Genomic DNA, 24,375 nt, shown 5'->3' with positions numbered 1-24,375 from the left:
CAGAAAGGGCGGCCGGATGCCGCCCTGAGAACCGCTTAACGGTGGTATTCGCCCGCCGCTTCCGGCTGGTACAGCAATTCCAGCACTTCAATCCGCGCTTCTTCACCGTTCGGCAATTGCCAGGAGATCTGCTTGCCGACGTGCATGCCGAGCAGCGCTGCGCCCAGCGGCGCCATCACCGACAGCTGATCGTGGCTGTCTTTCAGCGATGCCGGGTAAACCAGCGTGCGCACGTGCTCTTCATCGGTGTGCAGATCGCGAAAACGCACGCGGCTGTTCATGGTCACCACGTTGGCCGGCATTTTCTCCGGCGGCAGGATTTCCGCGCGATCCAACTCGTCGTTCAGCGCGGCGGCGACGTCGGTGTTGGCAAAGGCCGGTTGTTCCAATAGCGCATCCAGGCGTTCCGCATCCAGCTCATTAATAGTAATGATGGGTTTGGTCATTCCACTCTCCAGTCAAATCAAAGGGTGCCAGTCTGTGCACCCATAAATTCGGAAAAACAACACAAAGCAACACCCCCGCGCCAGAGGAGCGGGGGTGTGGGTAATGTCGATTTGTCCCATTGATAGTAGGCGGTTGGGACGAGAAAAGAAAGAGATCCCGATCACGAAGGCTTTTATCGTCAATCGTGGCAAAAAAAACGGTTAGTCCGGTTATCTATTTGTTATCTCATTGGCTTTTTCACCGCAGCGCCGTTTTGCGAAATGGATCCCCGTACGTCATTCGATTTCCACTTCGAACTGGAAAAAACCGGTCTACACAGAAAATCCTACCGGGGGTAGGGTAAAGACATCACAGAAAGCGGGTTATTCAGGTGATGCGCTTTACGGCTTACTGATTAATGTGGGATCTAGGGGTACTGAAAAGTGAATGATGGATCTGCTTCGATAAAAGAAATTGAACAATCCGATGTCAGCGAAGCCGGAGCGATCACCGCTCGGGTGTTGGCGGATATTACCGCGATGCTGAATGCTGAAAATATTTATACCAATGCGGTGCAGCAACAGATGCTGGAATCGCATATTCGCGCCATGGTGCTGCGTTCAATAACCGGTGAGCCGTTGCCGGAGGTGGATAAATCGTTGTTCGACGAAATCTCCGCCGAATCCATGCAAATGGCGGAGCGCGTGGTGAATCAGTTTGGCACATTGCCTATCGAAGAAGCCTATTTGCTGTCAGTGCACTTCGAAGTGGCGAAAGATAATAACGCATAGCGGTTAACGCATCGATTTCAATCAGGAGAATATACCATGGGTCAAATTACCGTAGTGATCGGCGATCGTCTGGGTAAAGGGCAAAAAGTCGGACAAGGCGTTGAAAATGCAGGCGGAAAAGCGGTGGTCATCCCCGGCGTTGCGGCGGACATGAAGCTGGGCGACGTCATGAAAGCGGAAAACGCGCAGCTGGGCATCTCTTTTTGCGGCAGCGGCGGCGCCGGCGCGATTACCGCGCAAACCAAACACGGCTACAAGGCCAAATACGGCATGCGTTCGGTGGAAGAGGGCGTGACGGCAATTAACGAAGGCTGCAACGTGCTGGGCTTCGGCTTTATGGATAAAGAAGAGCTGGGCCAGAAACTGGTGGAAGCCTACGTCAAAAAACATGGCAATCCATAATGAAAGAGCAATATACCACATCGGTAAAGGTGGAGGGTAAAGGCGACAGCAAAGCGAAAGCTTTTGCTTCCGCCTTGGCTAATGTGCAGGGCGCGGTATTAAAGTCCACCAACAATATTCTGCTGCGTATCGAGCCGCAGGACGTCAGCGTGGTGAAAGCGGAAGAGAAAATAACTAAAGAGAAATTTCTTTTCTTCTTTTTACCGCGTGAAAGAAAGCGCTATGCCGTTTCTCTGGAAATAACCGTGAACGTAACCATTATCAATACCGAGAAGGTTGTCTTCGTCACGAAATAAAAACGTTAGCATAAATGAAAGGGTATACTGATGTTTTTAATCATCTTATTTAAATCGATTATTATCGGTGGGCTGGTGGGGGTCGGCGTAGGGGCCGGCGCCGCACGCATGTTCCACGCACCGACAACACAGGGCATGGGGGCATTTCGTACCTTGGGCGAGCTGAATTCCTGCGAGGGCGATCCGGCTTCCCACTTCTCATTCGGTCTGGGCTTCTTCTTCAACGCCTGGGCATCTTCCGTGGCGGCGGGTTCCTTCACGCAGGACGTCGACCACCGCATCATCCCGCACTGGGGCGCGGCGGCCCTGATGGTCAAGAACCGCAATCTGGCGCAAACGCTGCACGATCCGAAAAAAATGGCTATTGCCTGCGGCATCATCGGCATGCTGGTGGTGGCGTTCCTCAATACCACCGCTTCCGCCGTGCCTGCCGCGCTGCAGGTCACCGCGATCAAGGTGCTGGTGCCGGCGGCCAACTTGCTGGTGAACACCGTGATGCCGGTGATCTTCTGGCTGGCGGCGATCGACGCCGGGCGCCGTTCCGGTTTCTGGGGCACCATTTTCGGCGGCCTGGCGCAGCTGATCATGGGCAACGCCGTACCGGGCCTGGTGCTGGGTATTCTGATCGGCAAAGGCGTGGAAGAGAGCGGCTGGAACAAGATCACCAAGATCATGATGGCGGTGATCGTGCTGCTGTTCGTGCTGAGCGGCTTCTTCCGCGGCTTCGACATGAAAGTTCTCGAGTCCTTCAGTCTCGGCGTGCCGGGCTGGCTGGACGCCATTCACAATACCCTGAGCGGTAAATAAGGAGCGGGATGATGGAAGAGCAAACCCAAAAAGGCTTCTGGTACGCCGACTGGTCATTCCCGATTTTTGTTGGTCTGCTGTCCTCCGGCGTGTTCGCCGGGACGCACATGTACTACCTGTACGGCATCGGCGCCTTTAACGAAGTGGCCTTCGTTTCCATGCTGCGAGCGGGGATGGATACCGGCGTGTACGGCGCGGTGGCGGCGTTCGGCGCCAGCTTCCTGTTCGCGCGCATCATCGAAGGCTCGCTGGTGGGCATCCTGGACATCGGTGGCGCGATCCAGACCGGCGTCGGGCTGGGCGTACCGGCGCTGCTTTTGGGGGCCGGCATCGTGTTCCCGGTCGCCAACTTCGCCGCTTCGCTGGCCACCGGCCTGATCATCGGCCTGGCGATCGGTTACGTGATCATCCTGGCGCGCAAATTCACCATCAATCAGAGCAACTCCACCTACGGGGCGGACGTGATGATGGGGGCGGGCAACTCGTCGGGCCGCTTCCTCGGACCGTTGATCATCCTGTCGGCGATGACCGCCTCGATCCCGATCGGCATCGGTTCGCTGCTCGGCGCGCTGCTGTTCTATATCTGGGGTAAACCGATCACCGGCGGAGCGATCCTCGGCGCGATGATCCTGGGGGCGATCTTCCCGGTAGCCATTTCTTAAGAGGCCTGCGCCAGGCGCCGCCCGATGCTGCGGTGGCGCCCGGGCTAACAGGAGCAATGCGGTATGTATGACTTAGTAATCAGAGGCGCCAGACTGGCGGACGACACGCTGATCGATCTGGCGGTGAAAGACGGCAAAATAGCCTCGGTGGGGCGGTTGGCGGCGGACGTCAGCGCCGTTCGCCAACTGGATCTGGCGGGCAACTGCCGCCTGAGCGCCGGTTGGATCGATGCGCACGTGCACTGCTATCCCGAATCGCCGATTTACCATGACGAGCCGGATCGGGTCGGTGTCGCCAGCGGCGTCACCAGCGTGGTCGATGCCGGCAGCACCGGCGCCGACGATATCGACGCCTTTTATCAGCTGACGCGCAGCGCCAAAACCAACGTGTTCGCCTTCCTCAACATCTCGCGCATTGGCCTGCTGCGGCAGAACGAGCTGGCGGAGTTGACTGACATCGACAAGCGCGAGGCCGGCCAGGCCATCGCCAACCATCCCGGCTTCATCATCGGCATCAAGGCGCGCATGAGCAGCAGCGTAGTGGGCAAGAACGGCACCCGGCCGCTGGTGTTGGCCAAAGAGATCCAACGAGAAAACCGCCAGCTGCCGCTGATGGTGCATATCGGCAACAACCCGCCGAATCTGGACGAGATCGCCGATCTGTTGACCCGTGGCGACATCATCACCCACTGCTACAACGGCAAACCGAACCGCATTCTGACGCCGGCGGGGACGCTGCGCGAGTCGATCCAGCGCGCGCTGCGGCGCGGCGTGTTGCTCGACGTGGGGCACGGCACCGCCAGCTTCAGCTTCGAGGTGGCGCGCCAGGCGATCACGCTGGGTATTTTGCCGCATACCATCAGCTCCGATATTTACTGCCGCAACCGCATGAACGGGCCGGTGCACAGCCTGGCGACGGTGATGTCCAAATTCTTCAGCGTCGGCCTGACGCTGCCGCAGGTGATCACCTGCGTCACGGAGAACGCCGCGTCGGCGCTGCAACTCAGCGGCAAAGGGCGGCTGGAGCCGGGCTATGACGCCGATTTCACGCTGTTTGAACTGCGCCGCGAACCGCAGGTGTTTGCCGACGCCGAAGGGCAAACCGCCGAGGGCGAACAGCTGTTGGTGCCGCTGGCCGCGGTGGTGGCCGGGGAAATCCTATTAACCGAACAAGGGGAGGCAGCCCATGTCTTCGATTTATGAAAAATACGGTTTGAAGCAGGTGATCAACACCTCCGGCCGCATGACTATTCTCGGCGTTTCCACGCCGCGCCAGGACGTGATCGACGCCGTTGACTACGGTCTGAATCACTATTTCGAAATCAAGGATCTGGTCAACAAGACCGGCGCCTATATCGCCGACCTGCTCAACGTGGAGGACGCGGTGATCGTTTCCTGCGCCTCGGCGGGCATTGCCCAGTCGGTGGCGGCAGTGATCGTCAAAGATAACGCCAATCTGCTGGTGAACCTGCACTCGGCGCCGATCGCCGTGCCGCGCGAGATCGTGTTGCCGCGCGGGCACAACGTCAACTTCGGCGCACCGGTGGACACCATGGTGGCGCTGGGCGGCGGCAAAGTGGTGGAGGCGGGCTACGCCAACGAATGTTCGCCGGAGCAGATTGAAGCCTGCATCACGCCGCAGACGGCGGCGATCCTGTACGTCAAATCGCACCACTGCGTGCAGAAAAGCATTTTGTCCGTCGAACAGGCGGCAGTGGTGGCGCGCAAGCATAACCTGCCGCTGATCGTCGACGCCGCGGCAGAAGAAGATCTGATGTGTTACTACCAGATGGGGGCCGATCTGGTGATCTACAGCGGCGCCAAAGCCATCGAAGGGCCGACCAGCGGCCTGGTTATCGGCAAGAAACAGTACGTCGAGTGGGTGAAGCTGCAGTCCGGCGGTATCGGTCGGGCGATGAAGGTCGGCAAAGAGGGCATCCTCGGCCTGACGCAGGCGATTGAAAGCTATCTGACGCTTGAGAAAACCACCGGGCAACAGATGGTGGAGCGGATGACGCCGTTCCTCGACAGCCTCAACACCCTGACCGGCGTCAGCGCCAAGACCGTCTGGGACAGCGCCGGCCGTGATATCGCCCGCGCCGAGATCGCCTTCGACGAGGCGGTGCTGGGGCGGTCGACCTATGACATCGTCCAGGCGCTGAAAACCGGCGACATCGCCATCTACTTCCGCGGCTACAAGGCCAACGAGGGCAAGATTGAGGTCGACGTGCGCAGCGTCGACGAGCAACAGCTGATGACCGTTTTTAGCTGTATCAAAAACCTGTTTACGGAGAAACAAGCATGAAGCTACAGCCTAACTACTATCGCGACCGCGTCTGCCTGAACGTGCTGGCCGGCTCCAAAGCCAACGCGCAGGACATCTACGCCGCGGCGGAAGGCCATGTGCTGGTGGGCGTGCTCTCCAAGAACTACCCGGACGTCGACAGCGCGGTGACCGATATGCTGCGCTATGCGCGCCTGATTGAAAACGCGCTCTCGGTCGGCCTGGGCGCCGGCGATCCGAAGCAGTCGGCGATGGTCAGCCTGATCGCTCAGCAGGTGCAGCCGCAGCACGTTAACCAGGTGTTTACCGGCGTCGGCGCCAGCCGCGCGCTGCTGGGCCAGAACGACAGCGTGGTCAACGGCCTGGTGTCGCCAACCGGGCGCGTCGGCTGGGTGAAGATCTCTACCGGCCCATTGAGCGCCGCAGCGCCGGACGGCATCGTGCCGGTGGAAACCGCCATCGCCTTGTTGAAGGACATGGGCGGCAGCTCCATCAAGTATTTCCCGATGGGCGGTCTGAAGTGCAAGGACGAATACCAGTACGTAGCCAAGGCCTGCGCCGAGCATGACTTTATGCTGGAGCCGACCGGCGGCATCGATCTGGAGAACTACGAGCCGATCGTCGAGATCGCCCTGGCGGCCGGCGTGAAACGCGTGATCCCGCATATCTACAGCTCGATCATTGACGCCGCCAGCGGCGACACGCGTCCGCAGGACGTGAAAACCCTGCTGGCGATGACCAAAAAGCTGGTGGGCTGAACGCGCAATGGGATGAGGTATGCCCTAAATAATTGGAGTTGCTTCCCGGCGGCAAGAGCATGAGTCCCCAGGAGCTTACTTAAGTAAGTGACTGGGGGAGTGCTTGCAGCCAACACAGAAGCAACTTCAAGTATGACGGGATAACGCTGGGAGGCGAAGGTTTTCCCGTGGCGCGGCATGCCGCGCCGCCGTTACCTATAGTCTATAGCTTTCAAGTTGCAGCTAGGCGGCAAGCGTAGGAGCCCCAGGAGCTTACTTAAGTAAGTGACTGGGGTGAAAAATCTGCCGGGAGCAGATTTAAACGCTGCTTGCAGCGGCCCCGAAGGGGTGAGGCCCATGGATGGGCCGAGTAACTGCGTAGCCAACAACGCTGCGGCTTGAAAGATGACGGATATATACTGAGGATTACTATGCGAAACTGGCAGGTTCCAACCCGACGCACCGCGTTGTTCCTGGCGCTGCTGGCCGTGACCGGCCCGGCGCTGCATGCTGAGGATGCAATGAATTCCACGTCATCTCATTTCGCCTATATCGGCACCTACAATCCCAACGGCGAAGGCGTTTACCGGGTGCAGGTCGATCCGGCCAGCGGCGCGCTGAGCCACACTACGCTGGTCAGCAAAGTGCCGAATCCGGCGCAGTTGACGCTGGGCGTCGATGGCAAGACGCTGTATGTCGCCAGCGAAGTGGCCGATTTCAACGGCGGCAAACACGGCGGCATCACCGCTTACCGGGTCAATCCGGCCGACGGCGGCCTGACGCAGCTCAACCAGGTGGATTCGCAGGGGGCGGGGCCGGTGTATCTCTCATCGACGCCGGACGGGCGCCATCTGCTGGTGGCGAACTACGTCAGCGGCAGCGTGGCGGCTTTCCCGATCGAAGCGGACGGCAGCCTGGGCGCCGCCAGCTCGGTGCAGCAACAGCAGGGCCCGGCGGGCGCGGCCAAACCGGCGGCGGCGGTGAACGGCAGCTTCGCCATCAGCGATCACAACGGCCCGCATGCCCATATGATCGCCAGCGATCCGAGCGGCAAGTTCGTGTTCTCCACCGATCTGGGGTTGGATCGCATCTACCAATGGCGCTTTGACGCCGTGAGCGGCCGGCTGACGCCGAACGATCCGCCGTGGATCGCCGCCTCTTCCGCCGGCGCGGGGCCGCGTCACTTTGTGTTCCATCCGGACGGCGAAACCGTGCTGCTGGTGAACGAAGAGGCCTCGACGTTGACCAGCTACCGTTTTGATCGCCAAAAAGGTACTCTGAAACAACTGCATGCGGTTTCCGCGCTGCCCGCCGACTATCAGGGGACCAGCTTCGCTGCGGGGCTGGCGCTCAGCAAGAACGGCGACACGTTGTACGTCGCTAACCGGCTGCATAACAGTATTGCCCAGTTCAGCGTGGGCGCCGGCGGTGAGTTGAGGCCGGTGGCGGAAACCTGGACGCGTGGCGATTACCCGCGTTCGCTGGCGCTGAGCCCGGATGGCCGCTATCTGTATGCGTTGAACCAGCGCAGCGATAACGTCACCCGCTTCAGCGTAAACCCGACGGACGGCAAACTCAGCTTTGTGGACGGCTATCTGCCGATCGGCAGCCCCTCGCAAATGGCGTTCCTGCCGCCGCCGAAGTAACCCGTGGCCCGCCCGGTTCACCGGGCGGGTTGCCTGATTGACGGACACAGAATGGTGCGATTTCCTTACCCGCGTTTGGCTTACTTGTTCGATGCTTTGCAAACCGAGACTTTGCCGCAGGATGAGCTGGCGAAGCGTTTCGCCGTGTCCACCCGCACGGTGCGGGCGGACATCACTGCGCTGAACGAGATTCTGGACAAATACGGCGCGCGTTTCGTGCATAACCGCGGGGCCGGCTATCGCCTGCAGGTCGATAACGCCGCGTTGTTCAGCGCCCTGCAGCATCAGGAGCGCCGCAAGCACGCCACCCCGCGCAGCGCGCAGGAGCGAGTGCATTATCTGCTGGTGCGTTTTTTGACCTCAGCCTTCTCCCTCAAACTGGAAGATCTGGCCGACGAGTGGTTCGTCAGTCGCGGTACGTTGCAAAACGACATGGCTGAGGTGAGAGAGCGCCTGGCGCACTATCAATTGACGATCGAAACCAAGCCGCGCTACGGCATGAAGCTGTTCGGCGCGGAGATGGCGATCCGCGCCTGCCTCACCGATTTGCTGTTCCAGCTGCAGCTGGCCGACGCCGAGAACCCGCTGCTCAACAACGAGATCCTGCTTCAGCCGCAGGTAGCGGCATTCGCCGGATTGCTGCACCCGCTGCTGTCGCAATATGCCATTCGCCTGACCGACGAGGGCGAGCAGTACCTGATCTTCTACTGCGCGGTGGCGCTGCGGCGCATCAACGACGGCTATCCGCTGCCGGACTTCGAGGTGGAAGACGGCGACGACGCGGTACGTCAGGTGTCGACCCGCCTGGCGACGGAGCTGCGTTCGGCCTCCGGCAAAGAGATCTCGATGGCCGAAGAGGCCTATCTGCGGGTCAATATTGCCGCGCGGCGCGTGCAGGACGTGCAGCCGACCGAGATCAACGCCGACGATGAAGAAGCGCTGGTGGACTACATCCTGTCCTACATCAACGCACACTATAACTACAACCTGCAGGGCGACGAGCAGCTGCGGGCCGATCTGCTCACCCATATCAAGACCATGATTACGCGGGTGAAATACCAGATCAATATCCCCAATCCGCTGCTGGCCAACATCAAGCAGCACTATCCGATGGCTTACGACGTGACCCTGGCGGCGGTCTCCAGCTGGGGCAAATACACCCCCTATACCCTGAGCGAGAACGAAATCGGCTATCTGGTGCTGCACATCGGCGTGGGGCTGGAGCGGCATTACAACATCGGTTATGAACGCCACCCGCAGGTGATGCTGGTGTGCGATACCGGCAACTCGACGGTGCGCATGATCCAGGCGCAGATTGCGCGCAAGTATCCGCAGTTGGTGATGACGCGCATCATCTCGCTGCGCGATTACGAGATGCTTGCGCATATCGACGAAGACTTCGTGATTTCCAACGCCCGCATCGGCGAAAAGAACAAGCCGGTGGTGGTGATGTCGCCGTTCCCGACCGATTACCAGCTGGAGCAACTGGGCAAGCTGGTGCTGGTGGATCGCACCAGACCGTACATGCTGGAGAAGTTCTTCGACGCCGAGCATTTCATGGTGCTCAACGAGCCGCTGACGCAGGCGGAGCTGTTCAGCCGGGTGTGCGGCCAGCTGGAGCGGGAAGGGTATGTCGGCGCGGACTTTTATCCGTCGGTGGTCGAACGCGAGGCGATCGTTTCCACGCTGCTGGGCGAGGGCATCGCGCTGCCGCACTCGCTGGGGCTGCTGGCCAAAAAGACTGTGGTGGTGACGCTGCTGGCGCCGCAGGGCGTCGCCTGGGGAGAAGGCGAGGTCGCGCACGTGATTTTCCTGCTGGCGATCAGCAAGAGCGACTATGAAGAGGCGATGGCGATCTACGAGCTGTTCGTCACCTTCGTGCGTGAACGCTCAATGAGCCGCCTGCTGGGCAGCGACAGCTTCGACAGCTTTAAAGCGGTGGCGCTGGACTGCCTGAGCCGGAGTTGAGGGGGAGAGGATATGGGGGATTGGGCGCAAAGGCGCGCCCTCAGCGGCTAATCTTCATCAAACCCGGAGTTGAACAGCTCGACCACTGCCGCCAGCGCGTTGACTTCGTCGGGGCCGGTCGCTTCGACTTCGATATGTCGGCCCTGGGCGGAATCCAGCATCAGCAGCGCGATGACGCTGCTGGCTTCGGCTTCGGTGCCGCTTTCGTTGCGCAGCATCACTTCGGCGTCGAAGCTTTGCACCAGCTCGAACAGTTTCATCGCCGGGCGCGCGTGCATGCCCAGCTTGTTTTTGATTTCAACCGTTTGTTTGACCGTCATTGTTTGCGCTTTTCCAGCGTGCGATGGCGCGACTGCACGTTCTTGCCGCGCGAGCGGAAGTAATCGGCCAGCTGTTCCGCCACGTACACCGAGCGGTGTTTACCGCCGGTACAGCCGATGGCGACCGTCAGGTAGCTGCGGTTGTTGGTTTCCAGCATCGGCAGCCATTGCTCCAGGTAGCTGCGGGTCTGGTAGATGAAGTTGTGCACTTCGGTATGGCGATCGAGGAACGACGCGACCGGCTTGTCCAGACCGGTCATCGGCCGCAGCTTTGGATCCCAGTGCGGGTTCGGCAGGAAGCGCACGTCGAACACGTAGTCGGCATCGATCGGGATGCCGTGCTTGAAGCCGAAGGATTCGAACACCATGGTCAGTTCGCGCTCGCGCTTGCCCAGCAGGCGGGTGCGCAGCATTTCGGCCAGCTCGTGCACCGACATTTCCGAGGTGTCGATAATCAGGTCAGCCCGCGAGCGCAGCGGTTCGAGCAGATCGCTCTCTTCGTCGATGGCGCTTTCCAGCGACAGGTTTTTGCTGGAGAGCGGGTGCAGGCGGCGGGTGTCGCTGTAACGGCGGATCAGCGTATTGCGATCGGCGTCGAGGAACAGTAGCTGCGGCGAGAAGCTGTCCGGCAGCTGAGTCATCGCGTATTCGAACACTTCCGGCGATTCCGGCATGTTGCGCACGTCGATGCTGACCGCCGCGGAGATATTGCGTTCCGCCAGCGTGTTGGCGAGCTGCGGCAGCAGCACCACCGGCAGGTTGTCAACGCAGTAAAAACCCATGTCTTCCAGCGCCCGCAAGGCGACGGATTTTCCGGAACCGGAACGGCCGCTGACAATCATCAGCACCATGTGGCAACTCCCCTGGCATCGCGGCGGCGTTCATCGCCACCGGTGGAAACTTTGTTATTCCGGCCGCAGCCGGATCCATCATCGTGAAACAGTATCGTTATCCGGGCTGGAAGTCACGCCGGCCGGGCATCACTCGGTGATGATTTGGTAAAGCTCTTCGTCGCTCTGCGCGGCGCGCAGGCGGCGGCATACGGTTTTGTCGGCCAGGCGTTTGGCGACCAGCGACAGGGTATGCAAATGGGTTTTGCACTGATCGGCAGGCACCAGCAGCGCGAACAGCAGGTCGACCGGCTGGTTGTCGATAGCGTCGAAAGCGATGGGTTGGTCGAGACGGATAAACACGCCAACGGCCCGCAGTGTGTCCTCTTCCAGTTTGCCGTGGGGAATGGCGATACCGTTGCCGATACCGGTGCTGCCCATGCGTTCCCGGGTGAGAACCGCGTCAAACACCACCTGCGAAGGCAGATTGAGCTGTTTGGCGGCCAGTTCGCTGATAATTTCCAAAGCCCGCTTCTTGCTGGTGCAGTGTACCGAGCTTTTGGTGCACTCGATGTTTAACACCGAGCTTAATTGCATATATTCGTTGTTCATCTCATCTTCACTTAAAACCGCGCCGCCGGGCGCACCCGGCAAGGCGGTTTTTCGTCGGTTTTAACCCTGATTACCGTTCGGCGCGTCACCCATGCGGGTCACGCGCCGAAGGGCGAGGCTGCGACAGATGCAACCTCATGGAATGGGTTAGGGTGTCAGTGTTGCTTCAATTTGTCTTTATGTTTGTTCAATTGACGTGCCAATTTGTCGATCAGCGTATCAATTGCGGCATACATATTCTCGTCTTCCGAGGTGGCGTGCAACTCGCCTCCATTCACGTGCACCGTTGCTTCCGCAATTTGCTGCACTTTTTCCACACTTAATACAACATACACCTGATTGATGCGATCAAAATACTGTTCGAGTTTGGCGAACTTGTTGTTCACGAACTCGCGCAACGGATCGGTGATTTCGATGTGGTGTCCGGTAATGTTGAGCTGCATAGTGTCTTCCTTCTCAATAGAGGTCAAACCAACTGTTTACGCTGGTTCGACGGCGGGATGGACAAAGACTCTCGGTACTTGGCGACGGTGCGCCGCGCCACGATGATCCCCTGATCGGAGAGCAAGGTGGCCAGCTTGCTGTCGCTGAGTGGTTTGGCGGGGTTTTCCGCCGCAATCAATTTCTTCACCAACGCGCGGATCGCCGTCGAGGAGGCTTCGCCGCCGCTGTCGGTATTCACGTGGCTGGAGAAGAAATATTTCAATTCGAAGATGCCGCGCGGGCTGTGCAAAAACTTCTGCGTGGTGACGCGCGAGATCGTCGATTCATGCATCTCCACGGCCTGGGCGATATCCGCCAGCACCATGGGTTTCATAAACTCTTCGCCTTGCTCGAAGAACGCCTGCTGTTGGCTGACGATGCAGCGGGTGACCTTCAGCAGCGTCTCGTTGCGGCTTTCCAGGCTTTTAATCAACCACTTGGCTTCCTGCAGGTTGCTGCGGATGAACTGGCCGTCGGCTTCGCTGCGGGCGCTGTTGCCCAGCGCGGCGTACTGCTGATTGATCTTCAAACGCGGCACGCTGTCGCCGTTGAGCTCGACCGTCCACGTGTTCTGCGTCTTGCGCACCAGCACGTCCGGGATCACGTATTCCGATTCGCCGGTATTGATCGACTGCCCCGGGCGCGGATCGAGCGACTGAATCAGCAGCATCGCTTCTTTCAGTGTATCTTCTTTTAGCCGGGTTGATCGCATCAGGCTGCGAAAGTCGTGGTTGGCCAACAGATCCAGATGCTCGCTGATGATCAGCCGCGCTTCGGCCAGATAAGGGGTGTCTTTGGCGTATTGGGAGAGCTGCACCAGCAGGCAATCGCGCAGATCGCGCGCGGCGACGCCGATCGGATCGAAACGCTGCACGCGCTTCAACACCGCCTCGACTTCTTCAAGGGTCACGTTCTCGTCGCCCAGGCTTTCCAGAATGTCTTCCAGCGGCACGGTGAGATAGCCGGTGTCGTCCACCGCGTCGACGATGGAGGTGGCGATGGCGGCGTCGGTATCGGAAAACGGCGTCAGATCTACCTGCCACATCAGGTAATCCTGCAGCGTTTGGGTGGTCTCGCCCTGATAGACCGGCAGCTCGTCGTCGCTGTAGTCGGTGCCGGTGCCGGACGGCGTGCCGGCGGTGTAGATCTCATCCCAGGTGGCGTCCAGCGGCAGCTCTTCCGGCATGTCTTTCTGTTCCAGCGCCTCGCGGGTATCGAGCCCCTCGGTTTCCTGGGTTTCTTTGGCGTCGATTTCGTCGTGCAGATCGGTCTGTTCAAGCAGCGGATTGCTCTCCAGCGCCAGCTGGATCTCTTGCTGAAGCTCAAGCGTGGACAACTGCAGCAGGCGGATCGCCTGCTGGAGCTGAGGAGTCATGGCCAGCTGTTGGCTGAGCCTGAGTTGCAAACCTTGCTTCATAGTTTTCTGTCTACTTCCGTTAACGGTGTCGCCCCGCAGGGCGCGCCGGCGCTTAGAGGCGGAACTCTTCGCCCAGATAAACGCGTTTTACCTGCTCGTCGGCCAGAATAGCATCCGGCGTGCCGTGGGCAATCAGTTTGCCCTGGCTGACGATGTAGGCGCGTTCACATACGTCCAGCGTCTCGCGCACGTTGTGGTCGGTGATCAGCACGCCCAGGCCGCTGTCACGCAGGTGCTCGATGATTTTTTTGATGTCGATAACGGAAATCGGATCCACCCCGGCGAAGGGTTCGTCCAGCAGAATGAATTTCGGGTTGGCCGCCAGCGCGCGGGCGATTTCGACGCGGCGGCGTTCACCACCGGACAGCGCCTGGCCGAGGCTGTCGCGCAGATGGGAGATGTGGAACTCTTCCATCAGCTCTTTGGCGCGGTCTTCGCGCTGTTCGCTGGTGAGATCGGGACGGATCTCCAGCACCGCCATCAGGTTGTCGTACACGCTCAGGCGGCGGAAGATCGACGCTTCCTGCGGCAGATAGCCGATGCCGCGGCGCGCGCGGGCGTGCAGTGGCAGCAGGCTGATGTCTTCTTCGTCGATCACGATGCGCCCGGCGTCGCGTGGCACGATGCCGACCACCATGTAGAAGGTGGTGGTTTTACCGGCGCCGTTCGGCCCGAGCAGGCCGACGATCTCGCCGGATTTCACTTTCAGGCTGACGTCTTCGACAACTTTACGGCCCTTGTAGGCTTTCGCCAGGTTTTCTGCGATGAGTGTTGCCATAAGTGATTAGTTACTCTTTTTTTGCTCGTTTTTGTCTTGCAACTGCGACGGTACCAGAACCGTTGTCACGCGTTTGCCTTTGTCGCTAAACGCCTGCATTTGCTGCTGTTGCACCAGATAGGTGATGCGATCGCCTTTCACGTTGCTGTCGAGCTGCTCCAGATAGGCGTTGCCCGTCAGGGTCACCAGCTGGGTCGCCACGTCGTAACGCACTTTCTGCGCGTGGCCTTTGACCGGCTTGCCGCTGTCCTGCATCTGGTAGAAGGTTACCGGGTTGCCGAACGCTTCAATATAGGTCTTATTCTGATCTCCGCCCGGGCGGGTGACCACCACCTTGTCGGCGCGAATATCGATGGTGCCCTGTTTGATCACCACGTTGTCGGTGAAGGTGCTGACGTTGCTCTGCATGTCCAACGACTGTTTGAGCGAGTCGATGCTCACCGGCTGGCTGGAGTCGGATTTCAGCGCCAGAGCGGGGGCGCTGGCGGCCAAAACTAAGCTGCCGAGCAACAGGTTACGGAGTTGGTTTTTGGTTCTGAATTTCATAGTTGGTCTTAACCTTATCAATCAGCTCAGCGGTTTTGGTCCGCAGGTTCCCACGCATTTTCATGCCGTTAGAGGTAAAATTGGTCCCGTAAAGCGTGACTTCGTCATCGGAGGTGACGTCCTGGGTGACCAGGTTTACCTGAGCGTTGTCCGTCTTAATTTTTTCCAGCTGCGAGGTGGTGGTCAGGCTGTTTACCTCGACGTGACCATACAGATACAGCATCCGGTCTTTAGTCAGTTTGGCGCGATCGGCGCGAACTGACCAGGTGGCCACCGCATTCTCATCGAACAGCGTCATTACCGGCTGGGTGAACCAGCTCAGTTCGCCGGCGGTGTAATACTTCGCGTCTTCCGCCACCAGTTTGTAATTCAGCTTGCCGGCCGGGTTGTACACCACGGTGACCGTGTGCTGGCTCTGGTAGGTCGGATCCTTATCGTTGACCGGGCCAGGGGCCGTGTCGTCGCTGAAGTCCGTCATGTTCCAGCCGATCAGCGCCAGAACGATCACCGTCAACAGGATGGTGATCCACAGTTTGGTTTTACTCATATCGACAGCCCTTTGGCGTCCTCCAGCTTATTTTGAGCCAAAAGAATGATGTCGCACAGTTCGCGCACTGCACCGCGGCCGCCGGCAATGCGGGTGACGTAGTGGGCGCGCGGCGTCAACAGCGGATGTGCGTCCGCCACCGCGACCGCCAGGCCGACCTGCGCCATCACCGGCCAGTCGATCAGGTCATCGCCGATATAGGCGACCTGATCCGCCGTTAACGACAGTTTATCCAACAGTTCGCGGAAGGCCAAAAGCTTATCGGACTGCCCCTGATAAAGATGGGTGATACCGAGCGTCTGCGCGCGGTCTTCCAGCAGCTTGGCGGAGCGACCGGTGATGATCGCCACCTCGATGCCCGAGGTTTTCAAGCAGCGGATGCCGTAGCCGTCGCGCACGTTGAACGCCTTCAGTTCTTCACCGTTGTTGCCCATGAAGATCAGGCCGTCCGACAGCACGCCGTCAACGTCGCAAATCAACAGGCGGATGTTCCCGGCACGCGCCATAACCTCTTGTTCTACCGGCCCGTAGCAGGTTTCTACCATACCCATTCCGTTCTATTCCTTAATTAAACGACGCCGGCGCGCAGCATGTCATGCATATGTACCACACCCAGCAGTTGGTCGCCATCGGCAACCAGCAGCGCGGTGATGTGGCGTTGTTGCATCAGGTTCAATGCATCGACCGCCAGGATGTTGGGGCGCACCCGCACGCCGCCCGGCGTCATGACGTCGGCGATCTTCGCCTCGTGCAGGTTGATACCCATGTCGAAGACCCGGCGCAGGTCGCCGTCGGTGAAGATGCCGGCGATTTTCATCAGATCGTCGCAGACAACCGTCAGGCCCAGATTTTTGCGGGTGATTTCCAGCAGCGCGTCGCGCAATGAAGCGTCGGCGCTGACGTGGGGCATTTCGTCGCCGCTGTGCATGATATCGCTAACCCGCAGCAGCAGTTTGCGGCCGAGTGCGCCGCCCGGATGCGACAGCGCGAAATCTTCCGGCGTGAAACCGCGCGCTTTCAGCAGCGCGACGGCCAGCGCATCGCCCATCACCAGCGTGGCGGTGGTGCTGGTGGTCGGCGCCAGCCCCAGCGGGCAGGCTTCCTGCGGCACCTTGATGCACAGGTGGATATCCGCCGCCTTGCCCATCGAGCTTTCCGGATTATTGGTCATACAGATGAGGGTGATCTGTTGGCGTTTCAATACCGGGATCAGCGCCAGGATCTCGCTGGACTCGCCGGAGTTGGAGATGGCGAGCACGATGTCCTGCGGGGTGACCATGCCCAAATCGCCATGGCTGGCTTCCGCCGGGTGAACGAAGAATGAGGGGGTGCCGGTGCTGGCGAAGGTCGCGGCGATCTTGCAGCCGATATGGCCGGATTTGCCCATGCCCATCACCACCACTTTGCCGCCGCAGGCGGCGATCGTTTCGCAGGCGCGGGTGAAGTCTGCGTTGATGTAGCTGTCGAGCTGAGCCAGCCCTTCACGCTCTATCTGAAGCACTTCTTTGCCGGCCTGCTGAAAATCGAAGCCCGGTTGCAACTCAATGTTCGACATACTCATTCCCGTCGGTTTAGCCGAAAGTACTGAAAGGGTTAAAGAACAGCACCGCAAGATACGCAATAAAGCCGCATAATAACAGCGCGCCCGCCAGGTGGCCGATGCGGTGTTTGCGGCCAATGCACAGCACGCTAAGCAGCACGCTGGCCGCCAGCATCACCCAGTAATCGCGCTGGAAGGCGGCGGCGTCCACGCTACCCGGCGACAGCAGGGCGGGGACGCCCAGCACGATCACCGTGTTGAAAATATTGGAGCCGATGATATTACCAATCGCCATATCATCCTCGCCCTTCAGCGCTCCGGCGATGGAGGTGGCCAGTTCGGGCAGGCTGGTGCCGATGGCGATAATGGTCAAGCCGACCACCAGTTCGCTCAGGCCGAAATAGTGCGCAATCACCGTCGCGTTATCGACCACCATTCTGGAAGAGAGCGGCAGAATGATAAACGCCAGCACCAGCCACAGCACCGCCACGGTGTTGCTGCTGTCCTGCGGCAGTTCGGCTATCTGCTCCATGGTCAGGCTGTCGCTGCCCTCGCGCTGCGCCAGCCGGGCGATTTTCAGCATCAGCAGGATGAAGCCGGCGGCGGCGGCCAGCAGCAGCACGCCGTCCAGCCTGCTCAGGGTGCCATCCATCAACACGAAACCGCACAATACTGTGACCGCTAACATCAGCGGCAGTTCGCGACGCAGTATCTCGGAGCGCGCGGCCAGCGGGTGAATCAGCGCCGCCACCCCCAGGATCAATAAGATGTTGGTGATGTTGGACCCTAATACGTTGCCAACGGCCATATCTATCTGCCCGTTCAGCGCGGCGGTGGTGGACACGATCAGCTCCGGCAGCGAAGTGCCGATGCCGACGATGGTCATGCCGATGATCAACGGCGGTACGCCGAGCGAGCGGGAAATCACGGCAGCACCATAAACTAAGCGGTCTGCACCATACACCAGTAGAAATAAACCAACGATTAATAATGCTATCGCGAGAAACATGCAGGGTCCTTTGTCGGGTATTATCCCGGTTCGTTGGTTAAAGCCGTCAATGCGGCGGTATTGCTTGCCCTCCGTTGCGCGCGTTTGAGCCGCAGCAACGGTTTTTCCCGGCTAATAGTTGAACAGTTTCGTTTTTTTTCGTTATGGCGCCAATTTTGACCGGGTGGCGCGGAAAAGTAAAACCAATGGCACCATTGGTTGCGAAATGGCAGTAAGTTTTTGTAAAGATGAGACGGATTGCGCCCATTGCTTTAACATCACGGGTAGATTCAGCAAAAGATGAGTCGTAAAGGGTCCATTAACATGCTCCAAAAGGCAGATAATTTGGTCGAAGTGCGCGACATGAGCTTCTCGCGCGGCGACCGACGGATATTTGAAGACATCAACCTGACGGTGCCTCGCGGTAAGGTCACGGCGATCATGGGGCCATCGGGCATCGGCAAAACCACGCTGCTGCGCCTGATCGGCGGCCAGTTGGCGCCGGACAGCGGGGAGATTTGGTTCGACGGCGACAACATTCCCGCGTTGTCCCGCCGTCAGTTATACGACGCGCGCAAAAAGATGAGCATGCTGTTCCAGTCGGGCGCGCTGTTTACCGATTTGACCGTATTCGAAAACGTGGCCTACCCGCTGCGCGAGCACAGCAACCTGCCGGAGCCTTTGTTGCGCAGCACGGTGCTGATGAAGCTGGAAGCGGTGGGGCTGCGCGGCGCGGCCCAACTGATGCCCAATGAGCTTTCCGGCGGCATGGCGCGCCGGGCGGCGTTGGCGCGCGCGATCGCGCTGGACCCGGAGATGATCATGTTCGACGAACCCTTCGTCGGCCAGGATCCGATCACCATGGGGGTGTTGGTCAAGCTGATCGACGAGCTGAACCATGCGCTGGGCATTACCTGCATCGTGGTGTCGCACGACGTGCCGGAGGTGCTGAGCATCGCCGACTACGCCTACATCGTGGCCGATCACCGGGTGATCGCCGAAGGCACCACGCAGCAATTGCAGAACAATCCTGATGCGCGCGTGCGCCAGTTCCTGGATGGTATAGCGGATGGGCCGGTGCCGTTCCGCTATCCGGCCAGGGATTATCAGACCGAACTGCTAGGCTTAGGGAGTAAATAAGCTCATGTTATTAAGAGCGTTAGCGTCCTTGGGGCGCAGTGGCATCAACACCAGCGCCAGCTTCGGCCGCGCCGGGTTGATGCTGTTCAACGCGTTGATTGGCCGGCCGGAACCCGGCAAGCAGTGGCTGCTGTTGTTGAAACAGCTCTACAGCGTCGGCGTGCAGTCGCTGCTGATCATCATGGTCTCCGGGCTGTTCATCGGTATGGTGCTGGGCCTGCAGGGCTATATCGTGCTCACCACCTACAGCGCCGAGGCCAGCCTCGGCATGATGGTGGCGCTGTCGCTGCTGCGTGAACTGGGGCCGGTGGTGACGGCGCTGCTGTTCGCCGGCCGCGCCGGTTCCGCGCTCACGGCGGAAATCGGCCTGATGAAGGCGACGGAACAGATCTCCAGCCTGGAAATGATGGCGGTCGATCCGCTGCGGCGCATCGTGGCGCCGCGCTTCTGGGCGGGGCTCATCAGCATGCCGCTGTTGACCATCATTTTCGTGGCGATCGGCATTTGGGGCGGCTCGGTGGTCGGCGTGGACTGGAAGGGCATCGACAGCGGCTTCTTCTGGTCGGCGATGCAGGGCGCCGTAGAGTGGAAAAAAGATCTGCTCAACTGCCTGATCAAAAGCGTGGTATTCGCCATTACCGTAACCTGGATTGCCATTTTCAACGGGTACGACGCCGTGCCTACCTCTGAAGGGATTAGCCGGGCGACGACGCGTACCGTGGTGCATTCGTCACTGGCGGTGTTGGGATTGGATTTCGTGCTGACAGCACTGATGTTTGGGAATTGATTCGATGCAAACGAAGAAGAGTGAAATCTGGGTTGGGGCATTTATGCTGATTGCGCTGTGCGCCATCGTGTTTATCTGCCTGCAGGTGGCGAACCTTAAATCGATCGGCAGCGAGCCGACCTACCGCATTTACGCGACGTTCGACAACATCGGCGGCCTGAAGCCGCGTTCGCCGGTGAAAATTGGCGGCGTGGTGATCGGCCGCGTAGCGGACATCGAACTCGATTCGAAAACCTACACGCCACGCGTGGCGCTGGATATCCAGAAAAAGTACGACCAAATCCCGGATACCAGCTCGCTGGCGATCCGCACCTCCGGCCTGCTGGGCGAGCAATATCTGGCGCTTAACGTGGGCTTCGAAGATCCTGATATGGGCACCACCATCCTGAAAGACGGCGGCACCATTCAGGACACCAAATCAGCCATGGTTCTGGAAGACCTGATCGGCCAGTTCCTGTATAAAAGCGGCGGTCAGGACAGCGCCAAACCGGGAGACGCGGCCGCTGAGCCGGCTGCCGGCGCCACACCGCAACCCGCTGTTCCAAATCATTAAGAGAGGATACCTGCATGTTTAAACGTTTACTGATGGTGGCTCTGCTGGTGGTTGCACCGCTGGCGAGCGCAGCCGACCAAACCAATCCTTACAGCATGATGCAAGACGCGGCGCAGAAGACCTTCAGCCGTTTGAAAAACGAACAGCCGAAGATCAAGCAGGACCCGAACTACCTGCGCTCCATCGTCCACCAGGAACTGATGCCGTTCGTGCAGGTGAAATACGCCGGCGCGCTGGTGCTGGGGCGTTACTATAAAGAGGCGACGCCTGCGCAGCGCGAAGCCTACTTCACCGCCTTCCAGTCTTACCTGGAGCAGGCTTACGGCCAGGCGCTGGCGATGTACCACGGCCAAACTTATCAGATCGCGCCTGAACAGCCGCTGGGCAATGCCGACATCGTGGCCATTCGCGTCACCATCATCGACAACGGTGGCCGCCCGCCGGTGCGTCTGGATTTCCAATGGCGCAAGAATAGCAAAACCGGCTACTGGCAGGCGTATGACATGATCGCCGAAGGCGTCAGCATGATCACCACCAAGCAGAATGAGTGGGCGTCTACGCTGCGTACTCAGGGCATCGACGGCCTGACCAAACAGCTGCAGGCCGCCGCCGCGCAGCCTATCACGCTGGACAAGAAAAACTGATGTCGGCAGCGCTCAGCTTCGAATCAGAGCAGCAGACGCTGATCCTGCGCGGTGAACTGGACCGGGAAACGCTGCAGCCGCTGTGGCGGCAGCGCGACGCGTTGATGGCGGATAAAACCGCGATCGACGTGGCGCAACTGCAGCGCGTGGACTCCGCCGGGCTGGCGCTGTTGCTGCATTTGCAGGAAGAGCAGCGCGAGCGCGGCGTAGCGTTGAAAATTTTCGGTGCCACCGAGCGCCTGAAAACGCTGATCGCGCTCTACAACCTGCAGGCGATAATGCCTGTCGATACCGCCGGTTAGCGGCGTTTCACGCCGCCCTTGCGTGGTAAAACGATACAAAGCCCCTGTTATGCAGGGGCTTTTTCTTTAGTTTAAGAAAACATCGTATTCCACTAAGATACTAGGCTGTTTATGATCCTTTAGCGGCAGAACTGGATACTATGGAAACCAACGAGATTAAAGACGTGCTGATGCAGGCATTGGCACTGGATGAAGCACATGTGACGGGCGACGGCAGTCATTTTCAAGCGATTGTGGTCGGTGAACTGTTCGCCGGCATGAGCCGCGTCAAAAAACAGCAGACGGTTTACGCACCGCTGATGGAATACATTGCGGACAACCGCATTCATGCCTTGTCTATCAAGGCGTACACCCCTGAAGAGTGGCAGCGAGACCGCAAACTCAATGGATTTTAAGGCTGTTTGCCCTGCCGGGCGGGCAGCTTCAGATTAGATAACAGAGAGTAGTCAGATGGATAAATTTCGTGTGCAGGGTCGGACCCGCCTGAGCGGTGAAGTGTCTATTTCCGGGGCCAAAAACGCCGCCCTGCCGATCCTGTTCGCCGCCCTGTTGGCGGAAGAGCCGGTCGAGCTGCAGAATGTCCCCAAGCTGAAGGACATTGACACCACCATTAAACTACTCAACCAGTTGGGTACCAAGATTGAGCGCAACGGTTCGGTCTTCGTGGACGCCAGCGGCGTGAACGAGTTCTGTGCCCCTTACGATCTGGTGAAAACCATGCGCGCATCCATCTGGGCGCTGGGGCCGCTGGTGGCGCGTTTCGGCCGCGGCCAGGTTTCCCTGCCGGGCGGCTGTGCGATCGGCGCGCGTCCGGTCGATCTGCACATCACCGGCCTGGAGCAGCTGGGTGCCGAGATCAAGCTGGAAGAAGGTTACGTCAAGGCGTCCGTCGAGGGCCGCCTGAAGGGCGCGCACATCGTCATGGACAAGGTGAGCGTGGGCGCGACCGTAACCATCATGAGCGCCGCGACCCTGGCGACCGGCACCACCGTTATCGAGAACGCCGCGCGTGAGCCGGAAATTGTCGATACCGCCAACTTCCTCAACACGCTGGGCGCGAAGATCAGCGGCGCCGGCAGCGACAAAATCACCATCGAGGGTGTCGAGCGTCTGGGCGGCGGCGTGTATCGCGTGCTGCCTGACCGCATCGAGACCGGCACCTTCCTGATCGCCGCCGCAGTTTCCGGTGGCAAAGTGATGTGCCGCAACACCCGTCCGGATACGCTGGATGCGGTGTTGGCCAAGCTGCGCGAAGCCGGTGCCGATATCGAAGTGGGCGAAGACTGGATCAGCCTGGACATGCACGGCAAACGCCCGAAAGCGGTCACCGTGCGCACCGCGCCGCACCCGGGCTTCCCGACCGACATGCAGGCCCAGTTCAGCCTGCTGAACCTGGTGGCGGAAGGCACCGGCGTCATCACCGAGACCATCTTCGAAAACCGCTTCATGCACGTGCCGGAACTGATCCGCATGGGCGCGCATGCGGAAATCGAGAGCAACACCGTAATCTGCCATGGCGTTGAGCAGCTGTCCGGCGCTCAGGTAATGGCGACCGATCTGCGTGCTTCCGCCAGCCTGGTGATCGCCGGCTGCATCGCCGACGGCGTGACCGTCGTCGATCGCATCTACCACATCGATCGCGGCTATGAGCGTATTGAAGACAAGCTGCGTGCGCTGGGTGCGAACATCGAGCGCGTGAAAGGCGAGTAAGTGATTCGCGCCGGCGCGGCTGCGTCGGCAGGATGAAAATCAAAGGGCCGGCTATCAATGCCGGCCCTTTTTTTAATTGCTGTCTTCCGGGAATTCACCCACCGTCATTTTCAATGTAATACGCTTGCCGTCGCGCAGCACGATGACCGGTATCTCGGTGCCCGGCCTGATCTCCGCCACCTGGTCCATGGTCTCCAGCACGGACACCGCCGGTTTGTTATCCACGTTGATGATGATGTCGTTGATCTGGAAACCGGCGCTGCTCGCCGGGCCGTTCGGCGTAATTTCGGTCACGATGATGCCCTGCAGGCGATCGATGCCGGAGTTGGACGAGCGCAGTGGAATAATCTCCTTGCCCTGAATACCGAAATAGCCGCGGATCACGCGGCCGTCGCGGATCAGCTTGTCCATGATTTTGGTGGCCAGTTCGATCGGAATGGCGAAGCCGAGGCCTTCCGGCGTTTCGCCATCGGTGATTTTGTCATAGGTCAGGGTATTGATACCGATCAGCTCGCCCAGCGAGTTGACCAGCGCGCCGCCGGAGTTGCCGCGGTTGATTGAGGCGTCGGTCTGCAGGAATGTTTGCCGGCCGGTGGTGCTCATACTGATGCGCCCGGTGGCGCTGAGGATACCCTGAGTCACGGTTTGCCCCAGGTTATACGGGTTGCCGATCGCCAGCACTACGTCGCCGACGTGGGCAACGCGGTTTTTGTTGGTCGGGATCACCGGCAGGTTGCCGGGATCGATCTTCAGCACCGCCAAATCGGTCAGGCCGTCGGAGCCGACCAGCAGCGCTTCGTAGCGGCGGCCATCCTGCAACACCACGGTGATCTGCTGGGCGTCTTTGATCACGTGGCGGTTGGTGATGATATAACCGCGTTCGTTCATGATCACGCCGGAACCGAGCGACAGCACGTTGGTGGCGCCGTTCAGGTTGCGGTTGTAGATGTTCACCACGGCGGGTGCGGCGCGGCGCACCGCCTTGTTATAGCTCACCGGTGTTTCGTCGCTGGTATTCTCGGTTTTCTCTGCAAACAGGCCGTTGGAAGAGCGCAGCATGGGCAGGGCGACCAACAGCAGGCCGGCAACGATGAGACCGATAACGACGGAACGCAAGAGCTTAGCAAACATGGAGTTTTCGTGGTGTGGTGAACGATGT

General features: G+C 59.6%; 30 protein-coding genes. 17 read left to right on the top strand and 13 right to left on the bottom strand.

The features are described 5' to 3' along the window. Positions 1-35: 35 nt before the first annotated feature. Positions 36-446 (bottom strand): nucleoside diphosphate kinase regulator, encoded by a 411-nt coding sequence (gene rnk, locus ACYF6X_RS21645; RefSeq protein WP_004936993.1) that lies wholly within the window; start codon positions 444-446, stop codon positions 36-38. A gap of 423 nt (positions 447-869) precedes the next feature. Here rnk and ACYF6X_RS21640 point away from each other — a divergent pair, with 423 nt between their 5' ends. The 10 genes from ACYF6X_RS21640 to ACYF6X_RS21595 all read left to right on the top strand — a co-directional run bounded on the left by ACYF6X_RS21640 (position 870) and on the right by ACYF6X_RS21595 (position 10,019). Then, positions 870-1,217 carry a glycine dehydrogenase gene (locus tag ACYF6X_RS21640; RefSeq protein ID WP_063988592.1) on the top strand — a complete coding sequence of 116 codons (348 nt, stop codon included), beginning with the start codon at positions 870-872 and terminating at the stop codon, positions 1,215-1,217. Positions 1,218-1,253: 36 nt separating this feature from the next. Then, positions 1,254-1,619, top strand: a complete 366-nt coding sequence (locus tag ACYF6X_RS21635) for a glycine-rich SFCGS family protein (RefSeq protein ID WP_063988593.1) — start codon at positions 1,254-1,256, stop codon at positions 1,617-1,619. Then, on the top strand, positions 1,619-1,915 hold the full coding sequence (locus ACYF6X_RS21630; protein ID WP_047729783.1) for a DUF4312 family protein: 297 nt from the start codon (positions 1,619-1,621) through the stop codon (positions 1,913-1,915). The genes ACYF6X_RS21635 and ACYF6X_RS21630 overlap by 1 nt, the downstream gene beginning before the upstream one ends. Before the next feature lie 30 nt (positions 1,916-1,945). Beyond that, a complete protein-coding gene (locus ACYF6X_RS21625) occupies positions 1,946-2,722 on the top strand; it encodes a DUF4311 domain-containing protein (protein ID WP_004937006.1) in 777 nt (258 codons plus the stop codon). Positions 2,723-2,733: 11 nt separating this feature from the next. Continuing rightward, complete coding sequence (locus ACYF6X_RS21620; protein WP_004937013.1) at positions 2,734-3,384, top strand: DUF4310 family protein; 651 nt, start codon at positions 2,734-2,736, stop codon at positions 3,382-3,384. 63 nt (positions 3,385-3,447) lie between these two features. Next, positions 3,448-4,587 (top strand): amidohydrolase/deacetylase family metallohydrolase, encoded by a 1,140-nt coding sequence (locus tag ACYF6X_RS21615; RefSeq protein WP_063988595.1) that lies wholly within the window; start codon positions 3,448-3,450, stop codon positions 4,585-4,587. After that, positions 4,571-5,689, top strand: a complete 1,119-nt coding sequence (locus tag ACYF6X_RS21610) for a DgaE family pyridoxal phosphate-dependent ammonia lyase (protein WP_063988596.1) — start codon at positions 4,571-4,573, stop codon at positions 5,687-5,689. Before ACYF6X_RS21615 ends, ACYF6X_RS21610 begins: the two co-directional genes overlap by 17 nt. Then, positions 5,686-6,426: a 2-dehydro-3-deoxy-phosphogluconate aldolase gene (gene dagF / locus ACYF6X_RS21605; protein ID WP_033648993.1), complete on the top strand. Its 741-nt coding sequence runs from the start codon at positions 5,686-5,688 to the stop codon at positions 6,424-6,426. Before ACYF6X_RS21610 ends, dagF begins: the two co-directional genes overlap by 4 nt. Positions 6,427-6,836: 410 nt before the next feature. Next, positions 6,837-8,051: a lactonase family protein gene (locus ACYF6X_RS21600; RefSeq protein WP_130017737.1), complete on the top strand. Its 1,215-nt coding sequence runs from the start codon at positions 6,837-6,839 to the stop codon at positions 8,049-8,051. A 51-nt stretch (positions 8,052-8,102) separates the two neighbouring features. Further along, positions 8,103-10,019, top strand: a complete 1,917-nt coding sequence (locus ACYF6X_RS21595; RefSeq protein ID WP_130017720.1) for a BglG family transcription antiterminator — start codon at positions 8,103-8,105, stop codon at positions 10,017-10,019. 47 nt (positions 10,020-10,066) lie between these two features. Here ACYF6X_RS21595 and npr read toward each other — a convergent pair whose 3' ends face one another. The 11 genes from npr to ACYF6X_RS21540 form a co-directional block, all read right to left on the bottom strand. After that, entirely contained in the window at positions 10,067-10,339 is a 273-nt protein-coding gene (gene npr / locus ACYF6X_RS21590; protein ID WP_004937034.1) for a PTS phosphocarrier protein NPr, read from the bottom strand. Further along, complete coding sequence (gene rapZ, locus ACYF6X_RS21585) at positions 10,336-11,190, bottom strand: RNase adapter RapZ (RefSeq protein WP_015379177.1); 855 nt, start codon at positions 11,188-11,190, stop codon at positions 10,336-10,338. Before rapZ ends, npr begins: the two co-directional genes overlap by 4 nt. Before the next feature lie 129 nt (positions 11,191-11,319). Continuing rightward, complete coding sequence (ptsN, locus tag ACYF6X_RS21580) at positions 11,320-11,781, bottom strand: PTS IIA-like nitrogen regulatory protein PtsN (RefSeq protein ID WP_016930212.1); 462 nt, start codon at positions 11,779-11,781, stop codon at positions 11,320-11,322. A gap of 155 nt (positions 11,782-11,936) precedes the next feature. Continuing rightward, on the bottom strand, positions 11,937-12,224 hold the full coding sequence (gene hpf, locus ACYF6X_RS21575; RefSeq protein ID WP_004937038.1) for a ribosome hibernation promoting factor: 288 nt from the start codon (positions 12,222-12,224) through the stop codon (positions 11,937-11,939). A 23-nt stretch (positions 12,225-12,247) separates the two neighbouring features. Then, positions 12,248-13,681, bottom strand: coding sequence for an RNA polymerase factor sigma-54 (gene rpoN, locus ACYF6X_RS21570; protein WP_107227087.1), 1,434 nt, complete (start codon positions 13,679-13,681; stop codon positions 12,248-12,250). Positions 13,682-13,733: 52 nt separating this feature from the next. Next, positions 13,734-14,459 carry an LPS export ABC transporter ATP-binding protein gene (gene lptB, locus ACYF6X_RS21565; RefSeq protein ID WP_004937040.1) on the bottom strand — a complete coding sequence of 242 codons (726 nt, stop codon included), beginning with the start codon at positions 14,457-14,459 and terminating at the stop codon, positions 13,734-13,736. A 6-nt stretch (positions 14,460-14,465) separates the two neighbouring features. Beyond that, a complete protein-coding gene (gene lptA, locus ACYF6X_RS21560) occupies positions 14,466-15,005 on the bottom strand; it encodes a lipopolysaccharide ABC transporter substrate-binding protein LptA (RefSeq protein ID WP_004937045.1) in 540 nt (179 codons plus the stop codon). Next, complete coding sequence (gene lptC / locus ACYF6X_RS21555) at positions 14,974-15,552, bottom strand: LPS export ABC transporter periplasmic protein LptC (RefSeq protein ID WP_063988600.1); 579 nt, start codon at positions 15,550-15,552, stop codon at positions 14,974-14,976. Before lptC ends, lptA begins: the two co-directional genes overlap by 32 nt. Beyond that, positions 15,549-16,103, bottom strand: a complete 555-nt coding sequence (gene kdsC, locus ACYF6X_RS21550; protein WP_060440977.1) for a 3-deoxy-manno-octulosonate-8-phosphatase KdsC — start codon at positions 16,101-16,103, stop codon at positions 15,549-15,551. The genes lptC and kdsC overlap by 4 nt, the downstream gene beginning before the upstream one ends. Positions 16,104-16,120: 17 nt before the next feature. Further along, a complete protein-coding gene (kdsD, locus tag ACYF6X_RS21545; protein WP_025304376.1) occupies positions 16,121-17,107 on the bottom strand; it encodes an arabinose-5-phosphate isomerase KdsD in 987 nt (328 codons plus the stop codon). Positions 17,108-17,123: 16 nt separating this feature from the next. Further along, complete coding sequence (locus tag ACYF6X_RS21540; RefSeq protein WP_025160120.1) at positions 17,124-18,101, bottom strand: calcium/sodium antiporter; 978 nt, start codon at positions 18,099-18,101, stop codon at positions 17,124-17,126. Between the two features lie 303 nt (positions 18,102-18,404). Between ACYF6X_RS21540 and mlaF the strand changes: the two genes are divergently transcribed. From mlaF to murA, 7 genes are all read left to right on the top strand, one after another. Beyond that, a complete protein-coding gene (mlaF, locus tag ACYF6X_RS21535; protein WP_130017721.1) occupies positions 18,405-19,220 on the top strand; it encodes a phospholipid ABC transporter ATP-binding protein MlaF in 816 nt (271 codons plus the stop codon). Positions 19,221-19,224: 4 nt separating this feature from the next. Beyond that, positions 19,225-20,007 (top strand): lipid asymmetry maintenance ABC transporter permease subunit MlaE, encoded by a 783-nt coding sequence (gene mlaE / locus ACYF6X_RS21530; protein ID WP_130017722.1) that lies wholly within the window; start codon positions 19,225-19,227, stop codon positions 20,005-20,007. A 4-nt stretch (positions 20,008-20,011) separates the two neighbouring features. Continuing rightward, entirely contained in the window at positions 20,012-20,560 is a 549-nt protein-coding gene (mlaD, locus tag ACYF6X_RS21525) for an outer membrane lipid asymmetry maintenance protein MlaD (RefSeq protein ID WP_063988601.1), read from the top strand. Between the two features lie 14 nt (positions 20,561-20,574). Then, on the top strand, positions 20,575-21,204 hold the full coding sequence (mlaC, locus tag ACYF6X_RS21520; protein WP_063988602.1) for a phospholipid-binding protein MlaC: 630 nt from the start codon (positions 20,575-20,577) through the stop codon (positions 21,202-21,204). Continuing rightward, complete coding sequence (gene mlaB / locus ACYF6X_RS21515; protein WP_016930202.1) at positions 21,204-21,506, top strand: lipid asymmetry maintenance protein MlaB; 303 nt, start codon at positions 21,204-21,206, stop codon at positions 21,504-21,506. Before mlaC ends, mlaB begins: the two co-directional genes overlap by 1 nt. Positions 21,507-21,646: 140 nt before the next feature. Continuing rightward, positions 21,647-21,901 (top strand): BolA family iron metabolism protein IbaG, encoded by a 255-nt coding sequence (ibaG, locus tag ACYF6X_RS21510; RefSeq protein WP_025304370.1) that lies wholly within the window; start codon positions 21,647-21,649, stop codon positions 21,899-21,901. Between the two features lie 55 nt (positions 21,902-21,956). Then, the gene (gene murA / locus ACYF6X_RS21505) at positions 21,957-23,216 is read left to right on the top strand and encodes a UDP-N-acetylglucosamine 1-carboxyvinyltransferase (RefSeq protein ID WP_004937068.1); all 1,260 of its coding nucleotides are present in this window, start codon (positions 21,957-21,959) and stop codon (positions 23,214-23,216) included. Between the two features lie 72 nt (positions 23,217-23,288). Here murA and degS read toward each other — a convergent pair whose 3' ends face one another. Continuing rightward, on the bottom strand, positions 23,289-24,347 hold the full coding sequence (gene degS, locus ACYF6X_RS21500; protein WP_063988603.1) for an outer membrane-stress sensor serine endopeptidase DegS: 1,059 nt from the start codon (positions 24,345-24,347) through the stop codon (positions 23,289-23,291). Positions 24,348-24,375: the final 28 nt, after the last annotated feature.

The sequence above is a fragment of the Serratia sp. ID 25-353 genome, assembly GCF_054792795.1.
Note: the sequence above shows the minus strand (reverse complement) of the source record. Positions and strands in the feature narration are given on the sequence as shown.

Coding starts and splice junctions, on each gene's coding strand:
- rnk (WP_004936993.1), bottom strand. CDS start 446: ATGACCAAACCCATCATTACTATTAATGAGCTGGATGCGGAACGCCTG.
- ACYF6X_RS21635 (WP_063988593.1), top strand. CDS start 1,254: ATGGGTCAAATTACCGTAGTGATCGGCGATCGTCTGGGTAAAGGGCAA.
- ACYF6X_RS21630 (WP_047729783.1), top strand. CDS start 1,619: ATGAAAGAGCAATATACCACATCGGTAAAGGTGGAGGGTAAAGGCGAC.
- ACYF6X_RS21625 (WP_004937006.1), top strand. CDS start 1,946: ATGTTTTTAATCATCTTATTTAAATCGATTATTATCGGTGGGCTGGTG.
- ACYF6X_RS21620 (WP_004937013.1), top strand. CDS start 2,734: ATGGAAGAGCAAACCCAAAAAGGCTTCTGGTACGCCGACTGGTCATTC.
- ACYF6X_RS21615 (WP_063988595.1), top strand. CDS start 3,448: ATGTATGACTTAGTAATCAGAGGCGCCAGACTGGCGGACGACACGCTG.
- ACYF6X_RS21610 (WP_063988596.1), top strand. CDS start 4,571: ATGTCTTCGATTTATGAAAAATACGGTTTGAAGCAGGTGATCAACACC.
- dagF (WP_033648993.1), top strand. CDS start 5,686: ATGAAGCTACAGCCTAACTACTATCGCGACCGCGTCTGCCTGAACGTG.
- ACYF6X_RS21600 (WP_130017737.1), top strand. CDS start 6,837: ATGCGAAACTGGCAGGTTCCAACCCGACGCACCGCGTTGTTCCTGGCG.
- ACYF6X_RS21595 (WP_130017720.1), top strand. CDS start 8,103: ATGGTGCGATTTCCTTACCCGCGTTTGGCTTACTTGTTCGATGCTTTG.
- npr (WP_004937034.1), bottom strand. CDS start 10,339: ATGACGGTCAAACAAACGGTTGAAATCAAAAACAAGCTGGGCATGCAC.
- rapZ (WP_015379177.1), bottom strand. CDS start 11,190: ATGGTGCTGATGATTGTCAGCGGCCGTTCCGGTTCCGGAAAATCCGTC.
- ptsN (WP_016930212.1), bottom strand. CDS start 11,781: ATGAACAACGAATATATGCAATTAAGCTCGGTGTTAAACATCGAGTGC.
- hpf (WP_004937038.1), bottom strand. CDS start 12,224: ATGCAGCTCAACATTACCGGACACCACATCGAAATCACCGATCCGTTG.
- rpoN (WP_107227087.1), bottom strand. CDS start 13,681: ATGAAGCAAGGTTTGCAACTCAGGCTCAGCCAACAGCTGGCCATGACT.
- lptB (WP_004937040.1), bottom strand. CDS start 14,459: ATGGCAACACTCATCGCAGAAAACCTGGCGAAAGCCTACAAGGGCCGT.
- lptA (WP_004937045.1), bottom strand. CDS start 15,005: ATGAAATTCAGAACCAAAAACCAACTCCGTAACCTGTTGCTCGGCAGC.
- lptC (WP_063988600.1), bottom strand. CDS start 15,552: ATGAGTAAAACCAAACTGTGGATCACCATCCTGTTGACGGTGATCGTT.
- kdsC (WP_060440977.1), bottom strand. CDS start 16,103: ATGGGTATGGTAGAAACCTGCTACGGGCCGGTAGAACAAGAGGTTATG.
- kdsD (WP_025304376.1), bottom strand. CDS start 17,107: ATGTCGAACATTGAGTTGCAACCGGGCTTCGATTTTCAGCAGGCCGGC.
- ACYF6X_RS21540 (WP_025160120.1), bottom strand. CDS start 18,101: ATGTTTCTCGCGATAGCATTATTAATCGTTGGTTTATTTCTACTGGTG.
- mlaF (WP_130017721.1), top strand. CDS start 18,405: ATGCTCCAAAAGGCAGATAATTTGGTCGAAGTGCGCGACATGAGCTTC.
- mlaE (WP_130017722.1), top strand. CDS start 19,225: ATGTTATTAAGAGCGTTAGCGTCCTTGGGGCGCAGTGGCATCAACACC.
- mlaD (WP_063988601.1), top strand. CDS start 20,012: ATGCAAACGAAGAAGAGTGAAATCTGGGTTGGGGCATTTATGCTGATT.
- mlaC (WP_063988602.1), top strand. CDS start 20,575: ATGTTTAAACGTTTACTGATGGTGGCTCTGCTGGTGGTTGCACCGCTG.
- mlaB (WP_016930202.1), top strand. CDS start 21,204: ATGTCGGCAGCGCTCAGCTTCGAATCAGAGCAGCAGACGCTGATCCTG.
- ibaG (WP_025304370.1), top strand. CDS start 21,647: ATGGAAACCAACGAGATTAAAGACGTGCTGATGCAGGCATTGGCACTG.
- murA (WP_004937068.1), top strand. CDS start 21,957: ATGGATAAATTTCGTGTGCAGGGTCGGACCCGCCTGAGCGGTGAAGTG.
- degS (WP_063988603.1), bottom strand. CDS start 24,347: ATGTTTGCTAAGCTCTTGCGTTCCGTCGTTATCGGTCTCATCGTTGCC.